This is a genomic window from Streptomyces sp. URMC 127, assembly GCF_051386535.1.
Taxonomy (GTDB): domain Bacteria; phylum Actinomycetota; class Actinomycetes; order Streptomycetales; family Streptomycetaceae; genus Streptomyces.
The window spans coordinates 13,722-39,415 of sequence record NZ_JBPQTW010000002.1 but is presented as its reverse complement, the minus strand read 5'-3'; the positions used below and the strand labels follow the sequence as shown (position 1 = coordinate 39,415).

The 25,694-nt window shown below is 70.1% G+C and carries 21 protein-coding genes and 4 pseudogenes; 11 read left to right on the top strand and 14 right to left on the bottom strand.

Annotated features, from left to right (window positions below; translation table 11 throughout):
• The first annotated feature begins 83 nt into the window (after positions 1-83).
• Entirely contained in the window at positions 84-818 is a 735-nt protein-coding gene (locus tag ACSNOH_RS00980) for a hypothetical protein (RefSeq protein ID WP_436719205.1), read from the top strand.
• A 49-nt stretch (positions 819-867) separates the two neighbouring features.
• On the opposite strand, the gene ACSNOH_RS00975 is transcribed toward ACSNOH_RS00980, so the two are convergent.
• The 5 genes from ACSNOH_RS00975 to ACSNOH_RS00955 form a co-directional block, all read right to left on the bottom strand.
• On the bottom strand, positions 868-2,697 hold the full coding sequence (locus tag ACSNOH_RS00975; protein WP_436719204.1) for a TniQ family protein: 1,830 nt from the start codon (positions 2,695-2,697) through the stop codon (positions 868-870).
• A gap of 6 nt (positions 2,698-2,703) precedes the next feature.
• Entirely contained in the window at positions 2,704-3,339 is a 636-nt protein-coding gene (locus tag ACSNOH_RS00970; RefSeq protein WP_436719203.1) for a hypothetical protein, read from the bottom strand.
• 66 nt (positions 3,340-3,405) lie between these two features.
• Positions 3,406-3,975 (bottom strand): hypothetical protein, encoded by a 570-nt coding sequence (locus ACSNOH_RS00965; protein ID WP_436719202.1) that lies wholly within the window; start codon positions 3,973-3,975, stop codon positions 3,406-3,408.
• Positions 3,972-6,209: a transposase gene (locus ACSNOH_RS00960; protein ID WP_436719201.1), complete on the bottom strand. Its 2,238-nt coding sequence runs from the start codon at positions 6,207-6,209 to the stop codon at positions 3,972-3,974. The genes ACSNOH_RS00965 and ACSNOH_RS00960 overlap by 4 nt, the downstream gene beginning before the upstream one ends.
• The gene (locus tag ACSNOH_RS00955; RefSeq protein WP_436719200.1) at positions 6,209-7,045 is read right to left on the bottom strand and encodes a TnsA-like heteromeric transposase endonuclease subunit; all 837 of its coding nucleotides are present in this window, start codon (positions 7,043-7,045) and stop codon (positions 6,209-6,211) included. Before ACSNOH_RS00955 ends, ACSNOH_RS00960 begins: the two co-directional genes overlap by 1 nt.
• A gap of 188 nt (positions 7,046-7,233) precedes the next feature.
• On the opposite strand from ACSNOH_RS00955, the gene ACSNOH_RS00950 reads away from it, so the two are divergent.
• The gene (locus ACSNOH_RS00950) at positions 7,234-7,587 is read left to right on the top strand and encodes a hypothetical protein (RefSeq protein WP_436719199.1); all 354 of its coding nucleotides are present in this window, start codon (positions 7,234-7,236) and stop codon (positions 7,585-7,587) included.
• Between the two features lie 403 nt (positions 7,588-7,990).
• On the opposite strand, the gene ACSNOH_RS00945 is transcribed toward ACSNOH_RS00950, so the two are convergent.
• Positions 7,991-8,473 (bottom strand): NUDIX hydrolase, encoded by a 483-nt coding sequence (locus ACSNOH_RS00945; protein ID WP_436719198.1) that lies wholly within the window; start codon positions 8,471-8,473, stop codon positions 7,991-7,993.
• A 595-nt stretch (positions 8,474-9,068) separates the two neighbouring features.
• On the opposite strand from ACSNOH_RS00945, the gene ACSNOH_RS00940 reads away from it, so the two are divergent.
• The 5 genes and pseudogenes from ACSNOH_RS00940 to ACSNOH_RS00920 all read left to right on the top strand — a co-directional run.
• Entirely contained in the window at positions 9,069-9,536 is a 468-nt protein-coding gene (locus ACSNOH_RS00940; RefSeq protein WP_436719197.1) for a hypothetical protein, read from the top strand.
• 250 nt (positions 9,537-9,786) lie between these two features.
• Entirely contained in the window at positions 9,787-10,764 is a 978-nt protein-coding gene (locus ACSNOH_RS00935) for an MBL fold metallo-hydrolase (protein ID WP_436719196.1), read from the top strand.
• 363 nt (positions 10,765-11,127) lie between these two features.
• The gene (locus ACSNOH_RS00930) at positions 11,128-11,619 is read left to right on the top strand and encodes a DUF2975 domain-containing protein (protein WP_436719195.1); all 492 of its coding nucleotides are present in this window, start codon (positions 11,128-11,130) and stop codon (positions 11,617-11,619) included.
• Positions 11,619-11,840 (top strand): helix-turn-helix domain-containing protein, encoded by a 222-nt coding sequence (locus tag ACSNOH_RS00925; RefSeq protein WP_436719194.1) that lies wholly within the window; start codon positions 11,619-11,621, stop codon positions 11,838-11,840. Before ACSNOH_RS00930 ends, ACSNOH_RS00925 begins: the two co-directional genes overlap by 1 nt.
• A 43-nt stretch (positions 11,841-11,883) precedes the next feature.
• A pseudogene (locus tag ACSNOH_RS00920) lies at positions 11,884-12,126 on the top strand (transposase family protein); the annotation flags it as partial.
• 35 nt (positions 12,127-12,161) lie between these two features.
• Here ACSNOH_RS00920 and ACSNOH_RS00915 read toward each other — a convergent pair.
• The 3 genes from ACSNOH_RS00915 to ACSNOH_RS00905 form a co-directional block, all read right to left on the bottom strand.
• Entirely contained in the window at positions 12,162-12,446 is a 285-nt protein-coding gene (locus tag ACSNOH_RS00915; RefSeq protein ID WP_436719193.1) for an acylphosphatase, read from the bottom strand.
• A gap of 150 nt (positions 12,447-12,596) precedes the next feature.
• Positions 12,597-13,019 (bottom strand): hypothetical protein, encoded by a 423-nt coding sequence (locus ACSNOH_RS00910; protein WP_436719192.1) that lies wholly within the window; start codon positions 13,017-13,019, stop codon positions 12,597-12,599.
• Positions 13,016-18,931 (bottom strand): FG-GAP-like repeat-containing protein, encoded by a 5,916-nt coding sequence (locus tag ACSNOH_RS00905; RefSeq protein WP_436719191.1) that lies wholly within the window; start codon positions 18,929-18,931, stop codon positions 13,016-13,018. Before ACSNOH_RS00905 ends, ACSNOH_RS00910 begins: the two co-directional genes overlap by 4 nt.
• A gap of 932 nt (positions 18,932-19,863) precedes the next feature.
• Between ACSNOH_RS00905 and ACSNOH_RS00900 the strand changes: the two are divergent.
• Together ACSNOH_RS00900 and ACSNOH_RS00895 are read left to right on the top strand one after the other, a co-directional pair.
• Positions 19,864-19,953 (top strand): annotated as a pseudogene (locus ACSNOH_RS00900) (SAM-dependent methyltransferase); the annotation flags it as partial.
• Positions 19,954-20,236: 283 nt separating this feature from the next.
• The gene (locus ACSNOH_RS00895; RefSeq protein ID WP_436719190.1) at positions 20,237-20,770 is read left to right on the top strand and encodes an MOSC domain-containing protein; all 534 of its coding nucleotides are present in this window, start codon (positions 20,237-20,239) and stop codon (positions 20,768-20,770) included.
• Positions 20,771-21,098: 328 nt separating this feature from the next.
• Here ACSNOH_RS00895 and ACSNOH_RS00890 read toward each other — a convergent pair whose 3' ends face one another.
• The 4 genes and pseudogenes from ACSNOH_RS00890 to ACSNOH_RS00875 form a co-directional block, all read right to left on the bottom strand.
• Positions 21,099-21,233 (bottom strand): SapB/AmfS family lanthipeptide, encoded by a 135-nt coding sequence (locus ACSNOH_RS00890; protein WP_436719189.1) that lies wholly within the window; start codon positions 21,231-21,233, stop codon positions 21,099-21,101.
• Between the two features lie 327 nt (positions 21,234-21,560).
• Positions 21,561-22,184 (bottom strand): annotated as a pseudogene (locus tag ACSNOH_RS00885) (helix-turn-helix domain-containing protein); the annotation flags it as partial.
• Between the two features lie 127 nt (positions 22,185-22,311).
• The gene (locus ACSNOH_RS00880) at positions 22,312-22,794 is read right to left on the bottom strand and encodes an N-acetyltransferase family protein (RefSeq protein ID WP_436719188.1); all 483 of its coding nucleotides are present in this window, start codon (positions 22,792-22,794) and stop codon (positions 22,312-22,314) included.
• Between the two features lie 180 nt (positions 22,795-22,974).
• A complete protein-coding gene (locus tag ACSNOH_RS00875) occupies positions 22,975-23,625 on the bottom strand; it encodes a hypothetical protein (RefSeq protein WP_436719187.1) in 651 nt (216 codons plus the stop codon).
• A gap of 530 nt (positions 23,626-24,155) precedes the next feature.
• Here ACSNOH_RS00875 and ACSNOH_RS00870 point away from each other — a divergent pair.
• Positions 24,156-24,333 (top strand): annotated as a pseudogene (locus ACSNOH_RS00870) (YjbQ family protein); the annotation flags it as partial.
• A gap of 25 nt (positions 24,334-24,358) precedes the next feature.
• Here the strand turns inward: ACSNOH_RS00870 and ACSNOH_RS00865 are convergent.
• A complete protein-coding gene (locus tag ACSNOH_RS00865) occupies positions 24,359-24,835 on the bottom strand; it encodes a DUF5994 family protein (RefSeq protein ID WP_436719186.1) in 477 nt (158 codons plus the stop codon).
• Positions 24,836-25,143: 308 nt separating this feature from the next.
• Between ACSNOH_RS00865 and ACSNOH_RS00860 the strand changes: the two genes are divergently transcribed.
• Positions 25,144-25,692, top strand: a complete 549-nt coding sequence (locus ACSNOH_RS00860; RefSeq protein WP_436719185.1) for a DUF5994 family protein — start codon at positions 25,144-25,146, stop codon at positions 25,690-25,692.
• Positions 25,693-25,694 lie beyond the last annotated feature (2 nt).

Here is a 25,694-nt window from a genome sequence, read left to right as displayed (position 1 = left end):
CCGAGCAGGAGGATCCCGTGTCACAACCGCTGCCGCAGGAGCCCGACCACCGGCACGAGAGCGCAGAAGGTGACGCGCGCATCATGCGTGGCATCGCTCGGCGGATGACCCCGCCGGTCGGAGCAGGCTTCACCAGTCACCTGCTCTACACCCTGGGCCTGATGCGGATCGTCGGCGAGGTCGAGGGGGCAGCCGCCGTCGACCGCGCCGGCACCGGAAAGATCCACCACAGCGGACAAGCCCGCGCCGACGACACGATCGCCTACTTCCAGCACTGGGTCCGGCACGGTGCGGCAAGCTCGCAGGCCGCCGCCTCGATCGACCGGGTCCAACGCATGCACGACCACTACGCCCGCAGCTACCCCTTCTCCCACGAGACGTATGTTCACGGCATCGCACTGTTCACTCTTCTGTCCGACGAGATCCTCACCCTCGCCGGTATCGACGCCTTTACCGACAGGGAGAAAGCCGTCCAGGTCCAGCACTGGCGCGCCGTCGGCGCCCGCATGAACATCCGCGACCTGCCTACCACCTGGACCGGCATGCAGCAGGCCCTCCGCGACTACGAACAATCCCCCCAGTGGTACCGCCCAACCGCCGCCGGACGGCGCAGCGCCGAAGCCCTCATCCACCAGTTCAACCACCGCTCGTTCCCCCGCCCCCTGCACCGGCTCGGCCGCGCCGTCCTGCTCTCCCTCCACCACGACCACGTCCTCGCCGCCATCGGGCAGGACCCACCGCCCGCCTACCTGGTCCGCCTGACCCGCCGTGCGCTCCGCATCGCGTACGCAGCGCAGATACGGCTGGCAACCCGTTGACGAAGGTCATGCAGCATCCTGGTGTCCGCGCTCTGATCCTTGTCGGTCTCTAGGCGCGATGGCCGGCCTCCACGGCGAGGTGGTGGGCGTACCTCTTGAGCAGCTCCCGTAGCGCGCGGTAGAAGCCGTGGAGTCGCTGAGTGGGCGTGGGGCAGGTGAGAGGAAGCCACATGTGGCGTGTGGTGCGGCATCCGGAGGTGAGGCCGGGAAGGGCGGGGGCGAGGCTTCGTTCGCTGCCGGTGATCCGGGTCCACACGAATTCGGAGGCGACCTGGTGAAGGTGGCGGACCGCCTTCGGACGTCCGTACTGACCGGTGATGATCGCCTGCTGCCAGATGGTGTCCCAGTCCGCGTCCGGCAGTGTCCATGATGCGAGGTGCTGGCGGCGACGGTGGTAGTCGCTGGTGTGGCCGAGTAGGTGGAGGGTGCCTGCCAGCTGCGTGGTCTGCTCGTCATAGAAAAAGGGGTTGGTCGGCAGGCGCAGGTGGTGGGGGTCGGTGTACCAGGTGTCGGGGATGCCGAGGTAGCGGGCGGCGTCTTCCAAGGTCATGCCGGAGGCCATCTGGATGAGGCGGACGGCGGCTGCCCGGTGGTGCAGGGCCCTTAGCAGCGGTGCGAGAGGGACTCCTGGTCGAAGGTGGGGCAGCCAGTGCTCTGGGAGCCATTGCGGGATGTGCTGGATGCGGTAGTGGAGCTTGTGAAGGTTCACCGCGGGTCCGCGCAGGCCGGCCAGGGCATGCTTCCTCAGCGCGCCAGTGATCTCCCGGTTCAGGGCTGGCGCGCCGTAGTGGGCCAGGTGGTGCCAGCTCCGGCCCCACCGCCCGCTGTCCATGGTCGGGGCGCTGCGCAGCATCATGTGCAGTGCGTGGCGGAGCTCGGTCTGGTTCAGGGCGAGGATCTGGTCGGCTGCATGCAGGAGGGTGGCGGTGGCCAGGGCGGAGCGGGGTGGGTGGTCCCAGGTGGTGAAGGGGACGCGTCCCCGGGCGCCCGGGGGCCGGATTGCTGCTTGGTGCCGTCGCTCGGCCAGGTCCTGGTCCACGGATTCGGGGGCGGCCGCGAGGGCGAATTCGCGGCCCAGGGGCCAGGTGGCTGCCAGGATCGAGGTCAGCACGCGCAGGCCGGTGAAGTAGCGGCGCGACTCGGCTGGGTTACCTGCCGGGCTCAGCTGGTGCCGGATCCGCTCCTGCAGTCCCGCCAGCGGGGGGCTGACTGGCGGGCGGCCGGCGCTGAGGGTGGGGGTGTCGAGGCGGGCGTCGCAGAAGCTAAGGCGGTTGGGCAGGGCGTCGTTGTGGGGGTTGCGGCACTGGGCCGGGTGGAGGCCGGGGAGCCGGATTAGGGGCATCAGCTTGCTGCCGCCGATGTGGAAGGCGTGCGCCGGCCGTGCGCAGGCGGGACACAGGTGGTGCAGGAAGGTGTCGTGCTCAGGGCAGGTGAAGATCACCGGTAGGCGCCACTCGGCTTTCCAGGGGCCGCCGTGCCGCTGCTGGATGAGCGTGCCGTTGCCGGCCAGGCAGCGCGGGCAGTAGCGGGTGTAGTGGGACAGCACCCAGGCGTCGACCGGAGCACGAGTGGCCGCGACGCCGGGCTTGGTCTTCAGGGACTCGGCGACCGGCGGGAAGCAGGAGACGTAGCTGTCCAGGGTGAGTTGGGCGGCTTCCGTGGTGGTGAGCCGGGTGGCGTGGGCGAATACGGCGAGGCGGGCATCGAGGGTCAGCAGGAGCCGGCCGGGGATATAGGCGTCACTGTCATGGATGCCGGTGCGCTGGATGAGCTGGAAGGGCGCCACGTCCAGCCGGTGGCCGAGCCGCAACAGCAGACCGGGCAACCCTTCGCCGGGCAGCGGCGTCAGGGCCCGGGGCAGCGGGTCGGGCAGCAGCACGGTGGATCAGCCGCCGGCCTGGCCGTACGGGCCCTGGTCGTCGAAGACGGTGTTCCGGCCGCGGCGACGGTCGTTGGCCGCGGGCCTGGCCGTGTGGGGGCGGGAGGAGCCCGGGATTGCGGGTACTTCGCCGGCCTGTGCATCGCGGTCGGGGTCGTCGAGGCTGAGCACGACGTCGTCCAGGAGCGTCTCGTCGAGGGTTTCGTGGCCGCTGTCCATGGCTTCCTGACAGCCGTCCTCGATGAGACGCTCAAGGAGGCCGACGACGCCGTCCGTGCGGCGCATGAGGTATTCGGGCATGCCGGCGCCGGTGAGCATGTCAGGCGGTGCTTTGAGTAGCCGCAGGTTGGCCTGCAGGCCGGCGAGGTGGTCGTGGAAGGCGGCGATCTGGGCGGGGGTGGTGTAGCGGAAGCGGTCGAGTTCGACGAGGTCGAAGCGACGCTCGGTCTGGGTGGCCTCCAGGCCGTGGACGCGGGCGTGCTGGGAGGGCGGCAGCACCCACTGCCGGGTGCCTTCATCGAAGCGGCCCTGGCGCAGGAGACCGGAGCCGAGGATGTCGACGCCGACGAGGATGAGGGTGACGTTCATGCTCATGAACGCCCGCACCAGATCGAGGGTGTCCTGGTCGTCGGCGCGGTGCATGCGCAGGCGGGTGATGTCGTCCAGGATCAGGGCCTTGGTGCCGTGGTCGTCGAGGGAATCGGCGACCTACCGGATCAGCTGTGGCAGCGTCAGGCGCTTGGTCTCCGCCCCGAAGAACCCAAGGAGCGCCTGGCAGGTGCTTTTCGGCTTCGCGGTCACCGGGGTCTGGACGTAGACGACCGGCGCGTGCAGGTCCCGCGTGCCCTCGATGGGCTGAGGGTGGAGGTGGTGGTGCATGGCCAGCCAGGCGTCCTCGAACGCTGCGGCCACCTCGCACACGGTCTCGGTCTTTCCCTGGTAGCCCCAGCCGGTGACCATCACCCCGGCCCGGGTGGAGGGCCGGGTCTTGAGCGCGTTGTTGCGAATGCGCCGGTTCACCAGGCGTGAGACCTTCAGCGACATCGGGGTCTCCTGCAACGGCAGGTTCACATGCGTTGCCGTGCGGTGCAGGTCGTACAACGACCGCTCCCTGGGGTTCAAGGCCCGCCACTGGGCCAGCGTGAGCCGGGGCGCCGCAGTGAACTGGCCCCGGCTGGTGCGCCATCGCTGCCAGCCGGCGAAGGTGTCCCGCCGCGGTGGCGGCTCGAGGAGCCCAGCAGCTAGATCCAAGTGCTCATGGCGGGGCTCGTATGTCACCCGTGCTCCTTGGCCTGCGCTGCGGGCTCTTCCTCATCGGGCGGCAGCAGGAACAGGGCCCGGCGTCGCACCGACTCACCCAGCCGGGGCGGCGGCACCGGGCCGCCGCGGTCCCGCACGGCCTCTTCACGGCGGCGGCGCCGGTCGGCATCCACGGCCTCCCGCACGCTCACAGCGTGCGCCCGCCACGGCACCACCGTCGCTTCGTCCCCGCCTACCCCGGGGGCCGGGGGTCGGTCGGCCTTGGCGGTGCGGGCCTGTTCTGCCTGCCGGGAGCGGGCGGTGCGCTCGCGCTTGGACATCCGCGTCGGCCAGCTCGCCACCGGGCTCACCTCGCCGAGGAGGTCCAGCAGGACCGGCAGCAGCTCCGCCTCGGAGCGCGGGGCCAGCTTGCAGCGGCGGACCTCCGCCAGGAGGTGCTCGGCGGTCGCCTCGGAGAAGGCGGGTACCTCGCCGACCGGTGGAAGACCGGTCCAGCGCAGGGTGTGCCAGGTGCCGGGGCCGATGTCGTCCTGGAAGAAGACGGTGCGGCGGTCGCGGCGGTCGGAGCGGATCAGCCACTTGCCCTTGTGGCGTCCGCCCCGGGCCGAGGGCTGGTGGAAGCGCGGATCGTCCAGCACCGCGTCGTGATACCACAGCCCGCCGATCTTCACCCCGCGCCGGGGATGGATCTTGACATAGTGGGGCTTGAGGAGGCTGTAGTAAAGCTCAGGCCGCGGGATCTGCAGCGCGAAGCCACCCTGGTCCAGAGCGGCGGCGAACAGCGTGTTCGGACTGTGCCTCTCGCCCGGCCCCCAGGCCGGCGCGTACTCGCCCAGCGCCCGGTTCTGCCAGACCTTCACCACCCAGGTCGCGATCAGGTGCTCCATCCCGGCCACGGACAGCACCGCATCCGCCTCCACATCAGCGCCGCGGTCGGCGACGTCGGCGCCGGTGAAGCCGAGCACGTGCTCCAGCAGCAGGCTGTTGATCGCGCAGAACACCCGCTCGACGGCGAACTTGTCGGTGGGGCGCAGCGTGCGCGCGGGCAGGATGTTGCAGCCCAGCATCCGCTCGGCCTCCACCACATGGTGGTTGCGGTAGGCACTGCCGTGGTCGGTGGTCACCGTCTCGGGGGCGAAGAAGGGCAGGGCCGCCACGCGGTGGCCGGCGAACTGGGCGACCACCGTGGCGGGGATGCCGGGGTAGGGCCATTCCATCTCCGCCCCCCAGCCCTCCCGCAGCGGCAGCGGCATCATCACGTCGCGCAGCAGCATCGCGATGTCGACCGCCGTGTCCGAGGTCGGTGTCAGCCGGAAGGCGACGATCGAGTGCGTGTACAAGTCCAGGGCCAGGGTGAGCATCACCGAGACCGGCTCGCCGAAGACCGCCTCGCGCACCTTCACCGGCAGCGGCGTGGTGTCCAGGGCCACCACCTGTCCCGGGCGGTGCACCACCACGCGCGGCGACGTCTTCGCCGCCGCGGCCGAGCGCACATACCGCTGCCGGGCACCGTCCGGGCCGAACCACTCCGGCCACACCTTCCGCAGCGTGTAGTAGCTGGGAATGTTCTCGACGGGGAACTGCGGAAATGTCTCGCGGACGTACTGGTGTATCAGCCGGTGACGGGCCCGCATGCTGATCCTCGACCGGTGCAGACACTCCTGCCGCACCGCGAAGATCGCCTCCCGGATCTCCTCCGTCACGCTCGGGTGCCCACCGCTCCGGCGGGTCCACCGGCCATCAGCACATCCCCCAGCGAGCTGTGCCGAGCCCTGAGCGGCAAGACGCCGCAGCGTCCGCACGCTCATGTGTGCCAGGCCCAGCATCGCGGCCTCGGCGCGATCAAGGATAGCCAGCTCGGCCGCCTTTGCCTGGCGCCGCTGCGTCACGGTGGTCCGCTCCGGGTCGTAGGCCGGCCGCGGCTCGCCCGGCAGCGCCCGGTCCCGGTGCCCCAGCCGGTAGCCGGTCTCCGCCTCCCGCACGTGCTCCGCCCGCAACCGAGCCCGCTGCAGCTGGACATGGGTGAGATCCTCACTGATCACCGGCTGGCAGGGGACCCGTTCCCTCAGATGTGACGCCTGCGCGGGAACACAATCCGGGTGGTGCATCAGCCACCGGAAGGAGCGGACCTCGCGCTCAACGCCATCGCAGGCCAGAATGACAGCCCCGGCCTGCGGGCGGATCTCTTCCACCGTCCACTCCAGGCCGTTGATCCTCAGTCCGACACCGGGCGCAAGATCCATCAGCGCCATCACAAGCTCGCCTCGCTGCGGCCCTCCCAGACCGGGGAGCCATCCCCCAGCGGCCGGCCCAGGTCGACGGCGAGCCGCCGGTGCCACAGCAGATGCAGGGCATGCGCGCGGGCCACGGCCGGCAGCGACGTCCCGTCCACCAGGTCACCGAACACGATCCCAGGGCACCGATCCACAGCGACCTCCAGCTGACCCTGCAAGGCCAGCGGATCCTCAAGCGGGCGACGCTGGGCGGACAGCTGGTCCAAGGTGGACTGCACGTGCGGCTGCCAGCCGCTCACGACCGTGTAGTGCCAGCCGCAGGCAGCCGCCATCTCCGCGGCGGCCGCGAACTTCAGCTCGTCTGACTCGTGCACCAGCTGGCGAGGCCGGACGTCGAACAGCCACAGCCCCCCGCTCGGCATGACGGCCAAGAAATCGGGCGTGTGGGAGCCACGGCCGCCAGCGTGCTCGAAGGACAGCAAGAACGGCTGCGGAAGCACCTCCACCACGGTGACAAAGTCCAACGCCAACAGCAGACGCTGCTCCTCCAGCGACTCGAACCCGTGATGCCGACCGGTGGACACCATGAACTGCAGGCCCGGCCGGTGCCGCTGCCCAGCCCGCCAGGAGAACCGGCGTACCGGCTCGGACGACAGCAGCGATACCCCGGCCACGTCCCGCACGGCCCAGACCACCTCGCCACCGTGGAGCCGCCATGTCACCGACCACCGCCGGGACCACGTCTCGCCGAGCAGCAGCCGGTCCCGTACCCCGCCGCCCACGGCGTACGGAACGACGAGCTCTTCCAGCGCGCACGTGTCCGAAGGAAACCGTATGCAGTCCCGCGTCTCCACACCCTCAGCACAGCAGCAGCGCATACGCAGCGTGCAGGGAAATCCGTACCTGACCGCAAGTGGTCACAGCGGGATCATTCACCCTGCGTTACTGGCCAGGTAGCAGTCAAAGTGGCCAGCTATCGCGCAACGTCACACCGAGATCGACGCACCGGAGGAACTATTCGAACAGGAGTATCATTCCGGTCGTGGCTGAAAAGTTTTCCTTCCCTCAAGATCTCCGTGACGCTCAGGTCCAGCTCCACCAGGCCCGCGCCGACCTGTCGTCCCTGCTTGCCGGCCTGCCCTGGTCGGTCGAGCCGATGACGGGCTGGACGACTGACCCCGAGCACACCCGCGGCTACCGCAGCGAGCGGTCCGACAGTCCCGGCTGGACGCAGGAGGAACAGGATGCCGTTGCCGCACTGCGTGCTCGTGTGCTCGAGCTGAGCGTCACTGTCTCCACGCACCCGTTCTGGGCGACCGTGGACCGTGGTGACGTGGTCGCCGCGCGCATGGCGCTCAAGCATGCCCATGAGGAGCCGGCCGCCGAGACCACGTAGTCGTGGACGTCAAGGCTGCCACCGCGCGCGGGCAGGAGGGGTCTGCGCCGCAGGTGTGGGGAGAGCTCGCGGACGGCCAGGCGGAGCTCGCACCTGGAGGGCGGAAAGGTGGCACCCGAACCCTGCGAGGTGGCCTTCGGGGACTCCCAGCACCAAGCCGAGCCGGTTTCCTGGGATCCCTGAAGCCCATCCTGCGTTGATGGCACGAAGAGACCGCGTATGCCCCCGGCAAGGCGGTCGGTCAAACCGGGCGCGGGCTGCTCCAGCTACCCGGCACCCCTGCTTCAGGGGGATACATGGCCACGGCACGGCCGGGAAGCGGGAGGGGCACGGTGGCAGGCAGCCGGAGCTCCCCAGCCCGGCGTACGACACCGGCGTAGCGCCGGGGCACGAGACGGTCGACCTACAGCATCTCGTTGTCCTCTAGGTACGCACATCCCTCGGTCCGTCCCGCCAGCACTTTGAGGGCGGCTGTGATGAGAACCGAAGGCTCGTGCTGGTCGTCGGCCGCCACTTGGTCCGGCGCCCACCACCGGATATCCAGGACCTCGTCTTCTTGCCGGCGGACACTGCAGAACTGGTCCGCCGGGACGTCCATGGCGAACACGAAGTGCAGCGAGTCCCGTGTGCGCTGCAGCGGCCCGAACCAAGTGCCCGGACGTGCGTGCCGGACTACCAAAAGTTGCCCGGCCTCCCCGCGAAGCCCGGTTTCCTCACGGACCTCCCTTACCGCTGCCTCCCTGAGCGTCTCTCCCTCCTCCACCCTGCCTCCAGGCAGGGTCCACAGGCCTGAGCGGGCATGGTGGACCAGGAGCACGTGTCCGTCCTGCCGCCGGATCAGCCCCCAAGCGCCCGCACCGAAACGCATCCGGTCATCCCCCTTCACCGTGCGCTCTCCTTCTGCTCGCGACACGGGCCCCGTGCGGCCCGCACAAGACAGGGCCGCCGTATTCTTTCACCCCAGCCGCCCTTCCTCGCTCGCGCTAGCGGAACCCAGCCAAAGGGGGACCTGGCCGGCCATGCCATAGCAGAGGAGTCGTCCGGGCCGGTTGAGGAAACCGGCTCGAACGCCGTGAGAGGAGCGTACGAGGTGTGCCGTCGGCCGCGACAGCCAGCCAGCAGATGGGGAGTTGACATTCCCGCGCAGTCCCCCGGATGCTTTCCGGCCACCGGGATCACGCGGTCGACGAGGTGACCGAAACCCATGACGGCGAGCGGGGTGTCGGCCTGGCCTTCGCCGTGGTCGCTCGCCGCGGGGCCGCACAGCGGGGCGCAGTGGAGCTGGGGCGACGCCGGAAGGGGTCCTTCGCGCCTCGCCGTTGTCCTGGTCTCTGCGTCCACCGATGTGTGCCACACCGTGCTGATGGACCGAGGGGTATCCCGGCCCGTCGGCGGCGGTCCGGGCGGCATCATGGGGGGGGCGGGGCCGCGCCGTCGTGCCCCGCCAGGACACGAGTCGCTATCCAGGGGGAGAGAGTCGTATGACGGGGAGCCTGCCCGGCTTCCGTGTGGTCACCGGGGACGAGTGCTCGGTCGACGATGTCCAGGACCCGGCGGAGCGTGCAGCAGCAGTGCGTCAGGTCCTGGAGGCCCTGCGGCACATCCGCGAGGTGGTGAACCCGGCGTCCGGCCGGCCGGTGTCCGTTCCCGCTCAGTGGGAGCGTCTGCAGCCCGTGCGCGCGATTTCCATCGCTCTGGAGTCGGCGGGGATTCCGGCATCCAGTGTGGATGCCGATGGCCGGCGCACCGCTACGGGGTACCGCGTGCACCAGCAGGATGCGACCACCCGTGTGGAATGGAAGGGTCCTCCCGGCAGTGGGGCTGTCTACGAGCAGCACGAGCAGCTCCAGCTCTGCGCACGCGTTGTGCAGGATCTGGGATGGCAGACCCTGGAGTACCGCGGGGCGCACCGTCACCGCTGGCTCGAAGTCGAAGCACCGCCCCCGTAAGCGCGCGGGCGCGCACTTGGTAGCCGTGGCCGTGGTCACCTTCGGCCGAGTCGTGATGTCGCGGGAAGTGGCCGAAGTGGCCCCCGGGCAAGCAGGTGAGATCTCTTCCTTGCTCCTGCCAGGTACGCGGCCTCCGTGAGTTGCCGGCGAGTGCGCAGTACGGCACGGTCTCCGTTTCCCAGTCGGGCGGGCATACGTAGGGTGGGCCGGACCTGGCTCACACGTCACAACAGCCTCCAGGAGAATCCACATGCCGCGCTTACCGCACAACGACGGCACGACCGGCCACCTCTCCAGGCGCCGCTTCGGGCGGCTCGCCGCCCTCGGGCTCGCCGCCGGTGCCGGGCCGGCCCTTCTCGCCTCGCCGGCCGCGGCCGCCGGGACCCCCGCGCAGGTCCATTACGACCGCGCCCGCAGGCTTGCCGGAAGCGACCCGGTCCTGCGCGCCCTTCTGGCAGCACTGACCCCCGGCTCCACCCTTCCTCCTCCCCCGCCCGCTCCGAAGCCCCTGAAGATCTTCGACAACCTCGCCTTCCTGAGCTCCGGCTGGGTCTCCGCCATGGCGGTGCTGACCGACGACGGGGTCGTGCTCATCGACGCGCTCACTTCCCCCGCCGAGGCCGAAAGCATCCTCGTCCCCGGGCTGCGCACGCTGGGAGCCGCCCCGGAAACGATCAAATACGTCGTCATCACCCACGGCCATAACGATCATTTCGGCGGCGCGCAGTACCTCGTCGACCGCTACGGAGCCCGCGTACTGATGACACCGGCCGACTGGGACCTCCTCAGCCGCACGCGCCCGGCCCACGCCCCTGCCCGGGATCTGGAGATCACCGACGGGCAACAGCTCACCCTCGGCGGCACGACGATCCGACTGCACTGCACCCCGGGCCACACCTCGGGCACCGTCTCGCCGATCTTCCCGGTCCAGGCGGGCCGCAAGCGCCACATGGCCATGCTGTGGGGCGGGATGTTGCCGCCCGCCACACCCACCGAGCTACGCACTTACCTGGCGTCGGTCCACTCCTTCCGAGCCCGGATGCGGCAAGCGAACGTGGACGTCGAACTGTCGAACCACCCCAACGACAACGGTCTCCAACGCGCCGAGCAGCTGCGGCAGCGGCCGGACGGGGCCAACCCCTTCGTGCTCGGACAGCCACGGGCGCAGCGGTTCATGGCGGTGATGGACTCCATGCTGCGCGGGAGGATCGCCGATGCCGAAGCGTGAGGTCCTTGACTTGGCCCCTTGGCCCCTTGGCCCCGACGATGCGTGCCCGTCGGCACGCGAAGGACATGAACGGCTCGTCCAGCACTCCGAAACCCTGACCATCGGGGGGCAGCGATCACAGCGACCACATTGATGACCCGCCGCCTGACCCGCACCGGCGCCGGGCACCTCTCGGTCACCTCCGGGCACCCCCGGACAAAGAGACCGGCCTCCGCCACCTCACTGCAGCGGAATCTGGCGCTTGCTGAGCGGATGGACAGGTAGCCGGCGTCAGTTGCGCCGTTGCCTGCGCAGTTTCCCAGCCCTTGCTTCACCTATCGAAACTCGATAGATTCCCATCGCGAATCGATGTAAGGACAGGTCATGGGAAAGCTGACAGTGGGTGCGCTGCGCGCCGTGCTCGTGGTGGTGCTCGCCGGCACCGTGTTCGTCCAGGCAGGGATGGTGTGGGCGTTGGTCAGTGGGAGCGACCCGGAGGACGGGTCGCTCCCACTGACCCCGCTGCGCGTGATCACGATCCTGGGCATGGTGTCAGCCCAGGTCGCCCTGGTCTGCGTATGGCGGCTGGTGACGATGGTGCGACGCGGAACCGTGTTCTCCCACGCCGCCTTCCGGTACGTGGACGGCGTGATCGGCGCGATCGTGGCGGCGGCCCTCCTGTGGTTCGCGGTCACGGCCCTCAATGCGCCGGGCCAGCGGGACGACCCGGGCGTCACCGTCATCATGGGCGGGGTCGGCGTGGCCATCCTGGGAGTCGCGCTCATCGTGCTCGTGCTGCGCATGCTGCTCGCCCAGGCCGTCACGCGCGATGTCGAAGCGGCGCAGATGCAGGCCGAGCTGGACGAGGTGATCTAGTGCCGATCGCCGTCGACATCGACGTGATGCTGGCCAAGCGGAAGATGTCCGTGGGTGAGCTCGCCGACCGCGTAGGGATCACGCCCGCCAACCTGGCGGTCCTCAAGAACGGCCGCGCCAAGGCAGTGCGCTTCACCACACTCGCCGCGCTCTGCGAGGTGCTCGAGTGCCAGCCGGGCGACCTGCTGCGCTGGGAGGCCGAGGACACCGCAGGCGAATGAACCATGCCTGCCGACGCGGGGTCATTGCCGATCCCGCCTGGCTATGGCCAACTCCGCGAGCGCCCGGGACCGTATTCGAGGTCCCGGCCCGCTGGAGGGCTGGGCCGAGGTGCCCGGCCCTCGCGATCCGCGCGGCGTACGGCACGCTCTGGTCGCCATCCTCGCGCTGACCGCGTGCGCGGTTCTGACCGGTGCGACTTCGCTGCCGACGCTGGGTGAATGGATCGCCGACGTCCCGCCGTCCGTCACCCTCGCCGGACAGGGGTGTGCGATTCCCGGCCGGCTCACCTGCCGCCGTTCCGGGAGGAACCGCGATTCGTTTCACATGCCCGGCGCCGTCGGGCGGACCTCGAAATCGGTCAGTCCTTCCGGGGTTTCTTCCTCGGTCTCGACTCCCCGCACCTCAGCACGGGACGGCCCCCGGTGTGCCCAGCCGACCATCTGCTCCACCTCCTCGGCGGGGCCTTCGAAGACTGCCTCCACGGTGCCGTCCGGCATGTTCCGCACCCAGCCGGCCACCCCGTGGCGCCGTGCCTCCTCTCGGCAGGTGTCCCGGTAGAACACCCCCTGGACGCGGCCGGAGACGACGACGTGCTTACGGATCACAGGGTGCCTCTCTTCCAGAGCGGGCGGCAGGGCGCGGATGCCGGGACCAACGGGACCAACAGGCAGGACCGACAGGACCGACAGGACCGACAGGACCGACGAAACCTCCCTATCACGAATGGTCGCGCGCCCGGGCCCCGCCAGGCCCCATTACCGGTAGACCGCCTCCCTTCTCCCGGGATCACCGGCCACGTTGGCCACGAACAGGCCCATGTCGAAGTCCTCTGCCTCGGCGAAGGCCGTCGGGTCGTCCTCCGGGTCGATCAGGTGGTCCGGGACGGGGTAGGCCAGGGTGGTCGTGCCCACCGTCAGCAGGCAGCGGTCCGCGGACCGTTCGTGCCGGATCTCCAGGCGGCCGTCGACGGCGACGTCCCGCTCCCCCAGCCGCAGGCGGAGGCCGCCGGCCGTGCGGTAGAGCACGACCGGGACCCCGCCGAGCTCGCCGTAGTGCCCGGCGGGCGCCTGCCCCGGGGGCGGGGAGCCGGCCCGCGTGCGCGGGCCGAGCTCGCCGCTCTCCGGATCGAATGCGGCCGCTTCGTCGAAGCGGTCGAAGGACCGCACCGTGATGCTCATTCCTGCTTCTTCCCCAGTCCGAGGTCCTGCCCGCCGGTGCGGGTCGCGCTCTCGATGATCTGTTCCCACGTCTTGCCCTTGGCGCGGAGCCAGTCGATCGTCGGCCCCAGCTTGTCACCGTACTTCTGCAGGTTGCGCTGGTAGATCTCGCTCCGCAGCGGCTCGGGGGTGAGGTCCTTGTACTTCACGCCCAGGTCGCGGCGGGCCTGGTGCAGGGTGCGCGCGATGGTCTCCGGGCCGACGCCCGCCGCCCGCATCGACGCGGCCTGCTGGGAGAGGGCCTCGACCTCGTTGATGTACGCCTGGCGCAGCGGCGGCGGACCGTCGCCGCCCTTGCCCTTGCCCGGCTTGGGCGCGACGCCCTCGGAGCCGAGGACGCTGGTCTCCTCCTGGACGACCTTGCGCTGCCAGCCGCGCAGTCCGCCGAGGCCGACGAGGGCGACCTGCGCGGCGAGTTCGTCGGCGGCCTTGCGGTAGACCTCGGAGAGCTCCTCGCAGCCCTGCTGCGAGAAGTGGTACGAGGCGCGGTAGAGGGTGTAGGCGGGGCGTACGGGAACGTACTTGTCGAAGAAGCCGCCTGCGCCGCCGTTCTTGCCGGTGAAGGCGTTGTAGAGGTCGCCGACGAACTCGAAGGGCATCTTCAGGCCCTGGAGGAAGCCGTCGCCGAAGACCTCGACGCCCTCGCCGAAGGAGTCGATGTGGTCGTTGTTAGGGTCGTCGGCCTTCAGGCCGGTGGGGTCGGTGAAGCGGGTGGGGGTGTTGTTGGCGTAGGCGTACGTCGAGACGTACGGCTCGTGGACGGTGGCGGGCGCCGGGTCCTTGGCGGTGAAGCGGCCGGTGGCTGGGTCGTAGTCGCGCGCCCTGAGGTACAGGCCGGCCGCCGGGGTGGCGGGTTCGGCGTAGCCGCCGGCGAAGGTGAAGGGGTTGGCGGGCGGGTTCCCGGCGCTGTCGGTGCGCTCGGTCTCGCCGAACGCCCCGTAGGTGTAGCTGCTCCGGGCGGCGCCCGCCGCGTCGGTGGTCTCGGTGACCGAGCCGAGCTGGTCGTGGTGGTGGAAGAGGGTGCCGTCGGGGCCAGTCCGCGCCTGGACCTGGGAGAGGGGGTTGTACTGGTACTCGGCGCTCTGTGTGCCGTCGGCGTCGTACTCGGTTCCGGCGGTGGCGAGGGGGCCGTTGACGTCCCAGGTCGTGGTGCGCAGCCGCTTGCCGGCCTTGTCGGCCGTGACCCTGTTGCCGTCGGCGTCGTAGCCGAAGGTGTAGGTGTCGGATCCTGAGGTGACGGAGGCGAGGCGCCCGGTCGCGTCGTAGCGGAGGGTGTCATCTCCGGCGCCGGTGCGGTTGCCGTCGGCGTCGTAGGTGAAGCCGCGGGTGGTGGATCCGGAGGCGGCCGAGGTGAGCTGGTCGGCGTCGTCGTAGGTGTACGAGGTGGTGGTGCCGTTGTGGTTCTGGGTCTTGCGGTTGCCGACGGAGTCGTAGGTGTAGGTGGTGGTGGCCGCGTCGGCGGCGGGGCAGGCGTCGGCCTTGACGGCGGAGGCGCAGTCGGTCAGGAGGCGGCCGGCGTTGTCGTAGGTGTAGTAGCGGTAGCTGTCGGGCTGTCCGGCCCGGGTGGTCGCGACCCGGGTGGGCCGGCCCGCCGGGTCGAGGGTCAGCTGCCGGCCGGACAGGACGGTGCTGCCCTTGGCGCTGACGACGGAGGTGAGGCGGCCTGCGTTGTCGTAGGCGCGCTTCTCGGTGTGGCCGTTGCCCGCGGGCAGGGTGGTGGTGCTGAGGTTCCCGGCGGGGTCGTAGTCGTAGGTGATGCTGCCGGCCGCGCCGGTCTGGGTCGTCCGGCGGCCGTCGGCGTCGTAGCCGTAGCCGACCTTCGACCCGGTGGCCGGAGTGGTGGCGTCCGCAGGGTCGGTGAAGCGGCCCTTGCCGTCGCCCTCCCAGGTGCGCAGCCGGGAGCCGGCCGTGGCGATGATGCCGGGGCGGTCCGAAGCGCCGGTGCGGGCGGGGGCGGGGATGCCGTACGGGGTCCAGTCGTCGGACTGCAGGATGTACGTCCCGAAGCCGCCGGTGCCGTTGCCCGGGTAGAAGCGCAGCTTGTGCGCGGCGGTGTCGACGGCGAGGAAGTCCTGCTTGCCGTCGCCGTTGAACTCGCCCGGCACGAGGTGCATGGCGCCCCAGCCCGCCCCGAGGTCGGTGCGGGCGCCGAAGCCGCCCTTGCCGTCGCCCGGGTAGAGGTAGAGATGGCCGTCGCCGGGGTTGACGGCGAGGATGTCGGGCTTGCCGTCGCCGGTGTACTCCAGGAGCGTGATGCGGTAGCTGCCCCAGCCGCTGCCGAGGTCGGTGCGGGCGCCGAAGCCGCCCTTGCCGTCGCCGGGGTAGAAGTACAGCCGGTTGGCGCCGGAGCTGACGGCCAGGAGGTCCGCCTTGCCGTCCTTGTTGAAGTCCCCGGCGGTCAGGGTCATCGGGCCCCAGCCCGCGCCGAGGTCGGCGGGCGCGGCGAAGCCGCCCTTGCCGTCGCCGTTGTAGCGCCACAGGTGGCCGGTGGCCTTGTCGACGGCCAGCAGGTCCGTCTTGCCGTCGCCGGTGAACTCGACGGTCAGGGCCTGCTGGAGGCCGGTGCCGGTGGCGGTGCCGGTGAGCGTGCTGCCGGCGGCGAACGTGCCGTCGGCGCGGCCGAGGAAGGTGCGCACTGCGCTCTTGGCGTCGGTGGCGACGACGTCGGTGGTGCCGTCGCCGTCGAGGTCGCCGGTGGTGGTGAGGGCCGCGCCGCTCCAGTCGAGGGGCTTGGGGGCCGTGTAGTCGACGGTGCGGGAGGTCAGGTGCCCGGCGGCGTCGTAGGTGTAGCCGTAGGCGCCCTTGCCGGACGCCGGGGTGACGCCGGTCAGCCGGCCGGCCGGGTCGTAGGAGTAGGCCCGGGTGCCGGTGGCGTCGGTGACGGACTTGCGGCGGCCGAGGGCGTCGTAGGAGAGGGTGGTTCCGGGTGTGTCGTCGGTGAAGGCGGTCGCGGTGGGCAGGCCGCGGGGGTCGAAGGCGACCGTGGCGGTGGTGCCGCGGGCGTTGGTGATCCGGTTGGTGTTGCCGTCGGCGTCGTAGCCGAAGGACTTCTTGCGGCCGAGCGGATCGGTGACCTCGGTGCGGCGGCCCGCGTCGTCGTAGGCGTAGGTGGTGGTGTGACCCTTGGGGTCGGTGCGGGTGGCCAGGTCGCCGGCCGTGTTGTATGTGTAGGCGGTGACGGCGCCGTCGGGCCCGGTGACCTTGGCGACGCGTCCGAGTTCGTCGTAGGCGGTGCGGGTGACCTTGCCGAGCGGGTCGGTGGCCGAGATGACGTGGCCCAGCGCGTCGTAGGCGGTGACGGTGGTCCCGCCGAGCGGGTCGCGCACCTTGGTCACGTTACCGGCGGCGTCGTAGGTGTAGGTCGTGGTGAAGTCGGCGGCGTTCGCGCCCTGGGCGTTGCCCCGCGGGTCGGTCTGCGTCGCGGTGCGCCCGTCGTCGTCGTACGTCCAGGTGGTCCTGCGGCCCAGCGGGGTGGTTTCGCTGGTGCGGTGGCCGTCGGCGTCGTAGCCGTAGGTGGTCTTCTTGCCGAGCGGGTCGGTGACGGTCTCCGCCAGGTCGGTGTCGGTGTAGGTGTAGCGGGTGACCTTCCCGAGCGCGTCCGTGACCGTGGTGATGTTGTCGGCGGCGTCGTAGGTGGTCACGGTGACCTGCTTGAGCGGGTCGGTGACCGAGACGGGCCGGCCGAGGGCGTCGTAGCCGGTGGTGGTGACGGCTCCGGTGGGACCGGTGACCGTGGTGCGGTTGCCGTTGGCGTCGTAGCCGTAGCTGGTGGTGTACGCGGCGGCGTTGGCGCCCTGGGCGTTGCCGCGGGGCGAGACCTCGGCGATCAGGCGGTTGGCCTTGTCGTAGGCGTAGGTCGTCTTGTTGCCGAGGGCGTCGGTGACGGCCGTGAGGTTGCCGTTGGCGTCGTAGGCGCGGGTGACGGCCTTGCCCGCCGGGTTGATGGTCTTGGTGAGGCGGTTCTCGCCGTCGTACTCGTAGGCGGCGGTGCGGCCGGTCGCGTCCTTGACCGAGGTGAGCCGGCCCACGCCGTCGTAGCCGTAGACGGTGGTGTGTCCCAGCGGGTCCTTGGCCGTGCGCAGCAGGCCGCGGCCGTCGTAGGTGTACGTCGTGGTGAAGTCGGCCGGGTTCGCGCCCTGGGCGTTGCCGCGGGGGTCGGTCTTCTCGGTGATCCGGCCGGCCGCGTCGTAGCGGAAGGTGGTCTTCTCGCCGAGCGGGGTCGTCACGGCGGTGCGGTTGCCCGCGGCGTCGTGGTCGTAGGTGACGGTCTTGCCGCGCGGCGTGCGCATGCTCGCGAGGGATCCGAGCGGGGAGTAGGTGTAGGTGACCGTCCCGCCCGCCGGGTCCGTGCTGGTCGCGAGCTGGTTGTCGGAGGTGTAGGTGTACTTCGACGTCTTGCCGCGGCCGTCGGTGTGGCTGGTGACGTTTCCGGCGCCGTCGTAGGTCCAGCTCTCGGTGTAGCCCGCGGACGCCGGGGCCTTGCGGGTGAGCATCCGCCCGGCGCCGTCGTAGGTCATTTCGGTGGTGTTGCCGAGCCGGTCGGTGATGGACACCGGGTGCAGCTGCCGGTCGTAGCTGTAGGAGACGGTCTTGCCGTACGGGTCGGTGCTCTCCATCAGCACGTTGCCGGAGTAGACGTCGGTCCAGACGCCGCCGCCCGGGTCGGTGACGTGGGACTCGCGCTTGTTGTCCCAGGTGAGCGTGGTGGTCTTGCCCGCGCTGTCGGTCTGGGACTTCACGCGTCCGGCGGCGTCGTAGGCGTTGGTCACCTTGGCGCCCTCGGCGTCGGTGAAGGTGGCCAGGCGCTTGGCGCCGTCGTAGGTGTAGGTGGTGGTCCTGCCGAGCTGGTCGGTGGCGGAGGTGAGCAGGCCGCCGGTGTAACCGTAGGTGACGGTGGTGTTGTCGGGCAGCGCCGCCTTCGTCAGCAGGCCGGAGCCGTCGACGGTGAACTCGACGGTGCGGCCGGCGGCGTCCTTCACGGTCGCGGGGCGTCCGGACGCGTAACCGATGGTCAGGCCGTGACCGCTCGCGTCGGTGACGGCCGTGATCTGGCCCGAGGCGTTGTAGGTGCGCCGGGTGTGGTCGATCGAGGTGAGGACGTACGAGGAACCCGACTTGGCGAGCTTCAGCACCGATCCGGCCGGGGTGGTGTACGTGCCGTTCGACAGCTTGAAGACGGCCTGGGCGCCGTCGTCCGTCTGGAGCGTGGCGCTGCCCGGGGCGAGGGTGAGCTTGCTGTCGAAGGGCGTGGACCAGCCGCGGCCGAGCAGGCCGGTGGCCGCCGAGTCGGAGCGGTAGTAGCGGTCGAGCGAGAAGGGTTTGCCGGCGCCGACGAGGGTGGCATCGGTGATCTTCTCGTAGTACATGCCGGTGGCGGTGTTGATGGGGTCGGCGCGGTGCTCCTGGGCGTAGCACGTGCACAGACCGGCCTGGGCACCGGGGATGTCGGGGGTGTAGAAGGCTTCGACGAAGGGCGAGGTGGTGCCGCCGGGGCTGGAGGAACCGTCGGTGGCGGTGAGGAAGATCCAGGCGTAGTACTTCTTGCCGTCCTTCAGGTGTCCGTTCAGCAGGCTGGAGGTCCACCAGAAGCACTGGTCGGCGGGGTAGGAGTTCTTGGGCCACCAGCCGTAGCACCAGGCGCCGCTCTCGAGGTACCTGCCCTGGGGGTTGCCGTCGGCCTTCTTGATCTCCTGCTGGAGAACCGGCTTCTTCTCCTCGTCCATGACGTACAGCCACATGCTGGTGAGCTTGGCGGCGTCGATGCCGGAGAACTTCACCTGCCCGCCGATGGACAGCATGCCGGGGTAGGCGGAGGCGTAGGCGGACACCCAGTCGGGGTTGGGAGCCGTACCGGCCTCGGCCGCCAAGGGCACCCGGGGCTCGCGGGCTTCGCCGAATGGTCCGGCGACTGGGGCCGGACGAACTCGCGCATCGGGCCGCTGCTGCCGCGGTTCGCGTCGAGCTGCTTGCGCCGCTCGGGCAGGGTCATCGGCCGGGGAGGCTTGGGCAGGTCCTTCGCGGTACGGGTCAGGAGGGGGTCCGGTGCGGGAGGTGGTGCGGTCCGGCCCGGCACGGGTGGCAAGACCGTACGGGCCCAGGCCGTCTCGGTGAGTCCGGCGACGGCCAGGAGCGCGAACGCCAGGAGACAGGACAGTAGCCGGGCGGCTCTTCGGCGCGTGGTTTGCGCAGGGCTCGCAGGCCGCGTAGGCCGCGCGGCTCGCGGAAATCGCATAGACCGCATAGACCGCGTAAATCGTGCGGATGGCACAGGCCGCTTAGCTCGTGCGGGTCGCGTAGATCGCAACACTCGTCACACTCCCCCCATAGGAAACACACAGATACTCCCCACTTGATCGAACCGTCGCGAGAGGAGCCGGATAAATGTCCGATAGTCGCTGGCGTGTGACTGCGGGGGCACGGTAAAGCGCAGGTGGTCGTCGTCGACGGAGTACGGCGGTGGCCGCGTGGCCGGATTTCACCATAGTCCGGCTCTGGCCGGGACGTCCTGGTCGGCCGTCTCCGTGGTCCGCGTGCATGGGAAGGATGTGCCTCGCGCTCACTGCGCGGTGCTCGGTACGCGGTGCGCGGTGCGCGGTGCGCGGTGCTCGGGCAGGCCCTGGAAGCAGCCATCACCCGACCGTCGACCGGGCCGAGGGGAGAGAGGGGGCAGCGCTCGGAGAAGGGGAAGGGAAGGGAAGCGAAGGGAAGGGGGGAAGACACAGGCCACCTGGAACTCGAGGCACGGGCGAAGGACGTACAGGTGACACCGGAGGGACAACTGAAGTTGCTCGGTGCACGGCTGTACGACGCGATCGGCGCCCGCGCCGAGCCGGTGCCCGTTCCATGAGACTGCGCTGACGACCTGCTCGAGACGTACTGGCGCCGCCCGGGGGCGTGTCGGCCGGGGGCGGCGCCGGCCCGATCGGCAAGGCCGGGGAGCGGCAGCAGACGCTGCACGGCCGCTCATGCGGCCCCGGGACGACTGGTGGTGGTTACCGGCCCGCCCCTACTCGCCTCACCGGCCCGCTCATACGCGTACCCTCACCCCCACCCACACGCCCGCGCACGCGCCCAACCCACACGCCCACGCCCACGCCCACGCACACGCCTGAGCACAGTTCTCGGACTAGGCTCTTGACCATCAGTACTTTTCGAACGGGAGCCCGATAGTGACCGCGATGGTAAGGGCAGTCAGCAGCAACAGCGTGTACTCGTTCACCAAGCCCAACCGGGCCGGCATTACCTTGCTGGCCGGTATCGGGGTGGAGGGAGACGTCCACGCAGGCGTCACCGTCAAACACCGCTCACGCATCGCCCAGGACCCGGCCCAGCCGAACCTGCGCCAGGTCCACCTCATACAGGAGGAACTCTTCGCAGAGCTCAGGCAGGAGGGGTTCACCGTGGCACCCGGTGAACTGGGCGAGAACATCACCACGAGCGGCCTGGACCTGCTCGGCCTGCCCGTCGGAACGCTGCTGCACATCGGCGACGAGGCGATCGTGGAGGTCACCGGGTTGCGCAACCCCTGCCTGCAGATCGACAACTTCCAGAAGGGACTGCTGAAGAAGGTCGTCGGCTACGACGAGGCCGGCCACATCGTGCGCAAGGCCGGAATCATGAGTGTGGTGAAGGCGGGCGGAAGAGTGCGCCCCGGCGACCCGATCACCGTCGAGCTCCCGGACAAGCCGCACCGGCCTCTCGACCGCGTGTGATCTCCGTGGTTCGCCGCGCCGATCGGTTCTACTCCAGCGAGAGGACCTCGTAACCCGTGACGTCCTGACGGCCCGGCGCAAAGCAGCAGAGCTGCTGGGCGAGCCCGTTGCCGCCGTGGGATGGTGCAAGCTCGGCCCTCTTCCGAAGCCTCCGGAAGAGGTCTACGCGGCGGCCGGCCGACCCGAAGGCCCCGCCGCTGCACGGCTTGTTGCCCGACCCCCTCTTCCCACCGCTCAGCCACCCCAGCCGCCGAGAGCCGAGACCTCGCAGTGCGCGCGGACGGCAGCCGGGGTAGCCCACAAGCAACCCTCAGATACTCCCGCCTCCTCAGGACGGCGCCAGATCCTCGTCACAGATCAAAATGCTGATGCCACTGTTTTCGACGCTGGCCGCGAAGTCCGGGCCCAACTCCTCGGCCTCGGAGGGCTTCATGGCTTGCAGATCAAGAAGCGCCATCTCCATCTTCCCTCACCTCCTCTCACCTCATTGATGCCCGCTACAACCGGCCTGATCGGCCTTCCACTCCCACGAGCCGGAGACAACAGGCGCGCACGCCCCTCGCACGACTCGCCCGCGCTCCCCTCCAAGGATGAGGTCGCACCCCCACACCACTCCCAGACACAGAAGGCCCCTCAACGCGCGCCTCTAAAATCACAAACGAGCGCTAATACCGACCCCGCATCCGGCGGAACTCCCGCCTTACCGCCCAGTACCGGGACGTCACCGGGCTCGATGGCGGCGCCTTAGGGTTGTCCCGTAAATGATCTGCAGGTCACCTCGGGCATTCGCCGCCTTGTTGTGTTCCTCTTTCCGGGCAGGGAGCCCGGTCCGGCCGCGCTGCCGGTGGTGTGGGATGACGAGTCCGGTGCCCGGGTAGCCGCCGTCGGCGATCGTGAGGGTGTTGCCGACGGCGGCCTTGGCGCCGGACTCCTCCCACGCCTTGCAGTCGTTGCGGTTCCCGGCGAGCGGCCGGCCGACCACGACGACCAGGCGGGGGTCGGCGTCGCTGACGACCTGGTGGTTCGTGGAGTACCGGTAGTCCTTCGACCGCTCGGCGATGGTGTGGTCCCGGGTGGGACCAGCGTGCCTCCACGATGAGCACGGTGTCCTTGGCGAACCGCTTGCGGGGCCGGAGCGCAAGCATCGGCCCGAGGTGGTCGATGATGCGGCCCACCGCCGACTTGGACACCCCGAACAGCAGAGCGAGCTGCCGCATGGTCAGGTTCGTGCGCCGGTACGCCGCGACGAGCAGTGCCCGGTCCTCCAGCGGAACGCGCCACGGCCGCCCCCCCCTGCGAAGCGTGCCCGCACCCTCACGCCGCAGAACCGTCACCAGCTGCCCGAAGGCACGCGGCTCAGCCCGGTGAACGGGGCTGTCCAAGATGGCACGGACGCCGTGATCACACCAGCCACAATAAGGTCATCGCAACTGTGGCCGTCCACCGCCGCACAGAAGTCGGCAGTGCCGGTGGCCTTCGGATCGAAGGCCACCGCTCCCAGGATCCGATGGATGATCTGTTCTGCTCGTCACGCCGTCCTCTCAGCGAAGCGTCTTCACCATCAGACGTTCCCTGGTCACCCCGTCGGACAAAAGGTCTCCGAGTTCTCCCGTATCGACGAAACCATTGCGCTGATACAGCGCGACAGCGGGCTCGTTGCCCGGTAGAACCGCGAGCTTCAGAGCCGCAGCACCCCTCTGCCGGGCCCAGCCCTCGACCGCCGCTATCAACTGGTCCCCAACGCTGCGGCCCCGTGCCTGAGGGCTGACCCACACCGACCTCAGCTCGCATGCGCCGCCGTCCCCGGGAAGGCCGGCAGCCATCCCTACGGTTCGGCCGTCCAGCAGCGCAACGACGTTGTAGGTGGCGGGCATCGCCAAGCGCTCGCGCCACCGCTTTTCCCCACCGTTGTGCCATTCTGCAAGCCCAGCCTTGAAGGCCTGGGGTGCCTCGCTCAGTGCAGCAAGGCGAACCTCCCGCCACAACGGCCAGTCGCTCGTCGTGAGAACCCGCAGGTGCACCATGACCACGAGTCTGCCGCGACACTCGTGCAGCAGTCCACGGGCCGTCCACGACGCCCTCGGCTCTCACGGCTCTCACGGCTCACTGACCAAACAGTTACGGGACAGCCCTTTGGTGCGGAGCTCCGTCCGGTGCCTGCGTACCGGAAGCCTTCGGCCCTACGCCTCCGGGTAGTAGGTTCGCTAGTACGGCGACAACTGGGAGACGGCCAGTTCGCCCCCGCCCCGGCAGATGAGGCAGACGCGTTGCCTGCCGCACTGGTGGCAGTTGCTGCGCCCTTGGGGCTCGCCGGGCGCCCAGCCGCGCCCACCGCAGCCGTGGCAGGCTCCGAGGCCGTCACACTCGTAGCAGAGCACGTAGCCGGGCGTGAGAGTCTCGGGCGTCCGGACCGGCTCCGGCCACTGGAACTCCTCCGTCTCGCGCAGGGCTGGGGCAGGGGTTTGCCCGCTGTAGAGCACGGCCGAGTTGCAGTCCCCTGTGCGGACCTCGATGCGGATGCCGTCGGGACTGCGGGCCGTGAGGACGTACGTACGTTTCGTGCCGTCGGCGGCCTCCTCCTCCGGTCCCACGACGTCCCAGTCAGCCGCGCTGAGCAGGGCGGCCGCCCGGGATGCGACGTCGGCAGCGCCGGTCCCTTCGGGGCTCTGCCCACGGAACACTGCCGAGTAGCTGTAGCGCACAGGTTCGCGCCAATCAGCGATGTTCGGTTCGTCGAGGAAGAGGAGGCCGAGTTCGGTGCCGGGGGTCAGGGCGTCGATCAGCTCGACGAGCTGCGCGTGCAGGGCGCGCCCGAGCCGGTCCAACTCCGCACGCGCACCGGGCGTTTCTCTCAATGGAGTCCCTTCCCTCGCTTGATCCCGGGCATCCTATGCGGCAGCCGTCCCCGGACGGCCGCGCGGACCGGACGGTCTTCGCTCGGGTGTGCCCGGCCGGGATCCTGCGGGAGGCCTCCGGCCGCTGCCCGGGCTCGCCGGTGCCGTCTGTTCAGTGGCGCGCGTCCGGGCGCTGGGCGCTGCAAGGTGAAGGTGTCGACGGGCGTCAGGTCGCCATAGGGTCCGTCGAACGTGCAGTAGGTGACCCGCGTCCGCGTCAGGCCCTCGCGGCGGTCGCCGGGGCCGACGTCGAAGGCGGCGAAGCCACGGTTGTACTTGCGGTCCTGGACGGCAGCCCAGGGCGCCTCCCCGGGGATCCACACCGGCTCGCGGGGACCGGAGGAGGTCTCGTCGTCCTTCAGGCCGTCCAGGACCCGGGCCCGCGGGGCGCCGGAGAGGTCGTCCTGGCTGGTGGCGATGTTGCCGCCCGCGCCGATGACCATGCGGACGGTTCCCTTACCCGTGTCTATCAGGTCGGTGCGGGCGGAGACCGGAACGGCAGTGCGGGCCCCGGCGGCGATCACATGCTCCCGGCCCTGGTCCCGCCCCACGCCACTCTGCCCGTGGTCGGCGGTGGGGCTGGAGCCGGGGACCTCGCAGTCCGTCGTTCTGGTGACCACCGGCCAGGACACCACCGGCCCAAAGGTCCGGCTGTCTTTCCTCGGCTGACCGGACGCCACTGCTGCCCGGGCGTTCAGGTCCGCGGAGTGCTGCCGGTGTCGATGAGGATCTGTTCGGCCTGGGTGACATTGTCGGCCCGTACGGCTCTGGCCATTGCGGCCCGTGCCGCGTGGGGTGCCGCGTCGGGCGGGACCACCAGCAGGGCGAAGTGATCGTTGTCGCCCCGGGTGATGAGGACCGTGTCGTCACCGACAGGAAAGGAGTCGATGTGCACGACCCGGTCGTCGACGGTCAGCCGCGTCGGGAGTTCCTCCCAGGCACTCCCGTCCAGGCCCACACGCAAGATGGGCCCGAGGTGCTCGGTCAGGGCGGTGATCAGACCGGGAAGCTCGGCATGGATGTCGCGGGAGCGCGGCCACCACGCACCGTCCAGGATTCCTCCGCGCTCTTGCGTCGTCTCCAGCCGCAGGAGCGCCGTCCCAGGTCTCACGGCGTGGTGAATCGCATCCGGCAGAAGTCCGGGAGGGCGTGGGGTGTCGGAATCGGCCATGGTGTGCTCGCCCTGTCTCCGAGAGTTCCGCGCATTCGCTCGTCGTCCGGAATACGCCGGCAGCACCGGGGCGAAGCGCTCTTAATAACCCCACCGTACTCCGCGCAGGCCGGCGGCGGGGTCGCCCGCAGGGCCGCCGTCGTACGCCCGCGTTCCCGCAAGGTTGCCTGGTCGCGCGGGGCCTGTGGACCGCCTGCCGGAGTAGGGTGGAGAAACCGGGAACGCTTGGTACACCGGCCTCCATGCGGGTGTCGTTCCCGGCGAGTCGCAATGCCGGGCCGACGACGAGCCCGGAGGCAGGTTGCATCATGGCCGTCAACATCGACCGTACGACCACCGAGGAGCATGCCGCTTCGCCGCCCGCTCGCCTGTCCCTGACGCCGGGAACGACGCCGGGGCTTCTGGACGGCTCCTGGTGGCCTCGCTCGCGCGACCTCTCCCGCGAGCTCCCCGCACTGGCGGAGAGGCTGGACCACTCCTGGGGGCGAGTCACCCGCGTCACGGTGAATCCGGTCTTCTGGCCCGTGATCCCGCGCAAGGTTCCCGTCACCGGACACACGGTGCACGTGGGGTGGTTCACAAATGAGCAGGACCCGCACAAGCTCCTCGTGTTCTCCTACACCGCGGACCGCCTGGACCTGCTGATCATCCCGCCGGAGACCGGCCCGGCCGCGGCCGCCAGGCTGATGTCCGCCGCGACCACCCCCGGAAGCCTCCTCACCGCGAGCAGGCTGATGGAGGACGAGCGAGCGGCCGACGACGCGGCGGAGTCACGGGACCGCGAAGAGGAATGGGAGACCGAGGGCGGGACCGCGCCACCACCGACCGGGCCTCCGCGCTCCGCCCGAAGGATGTGAAG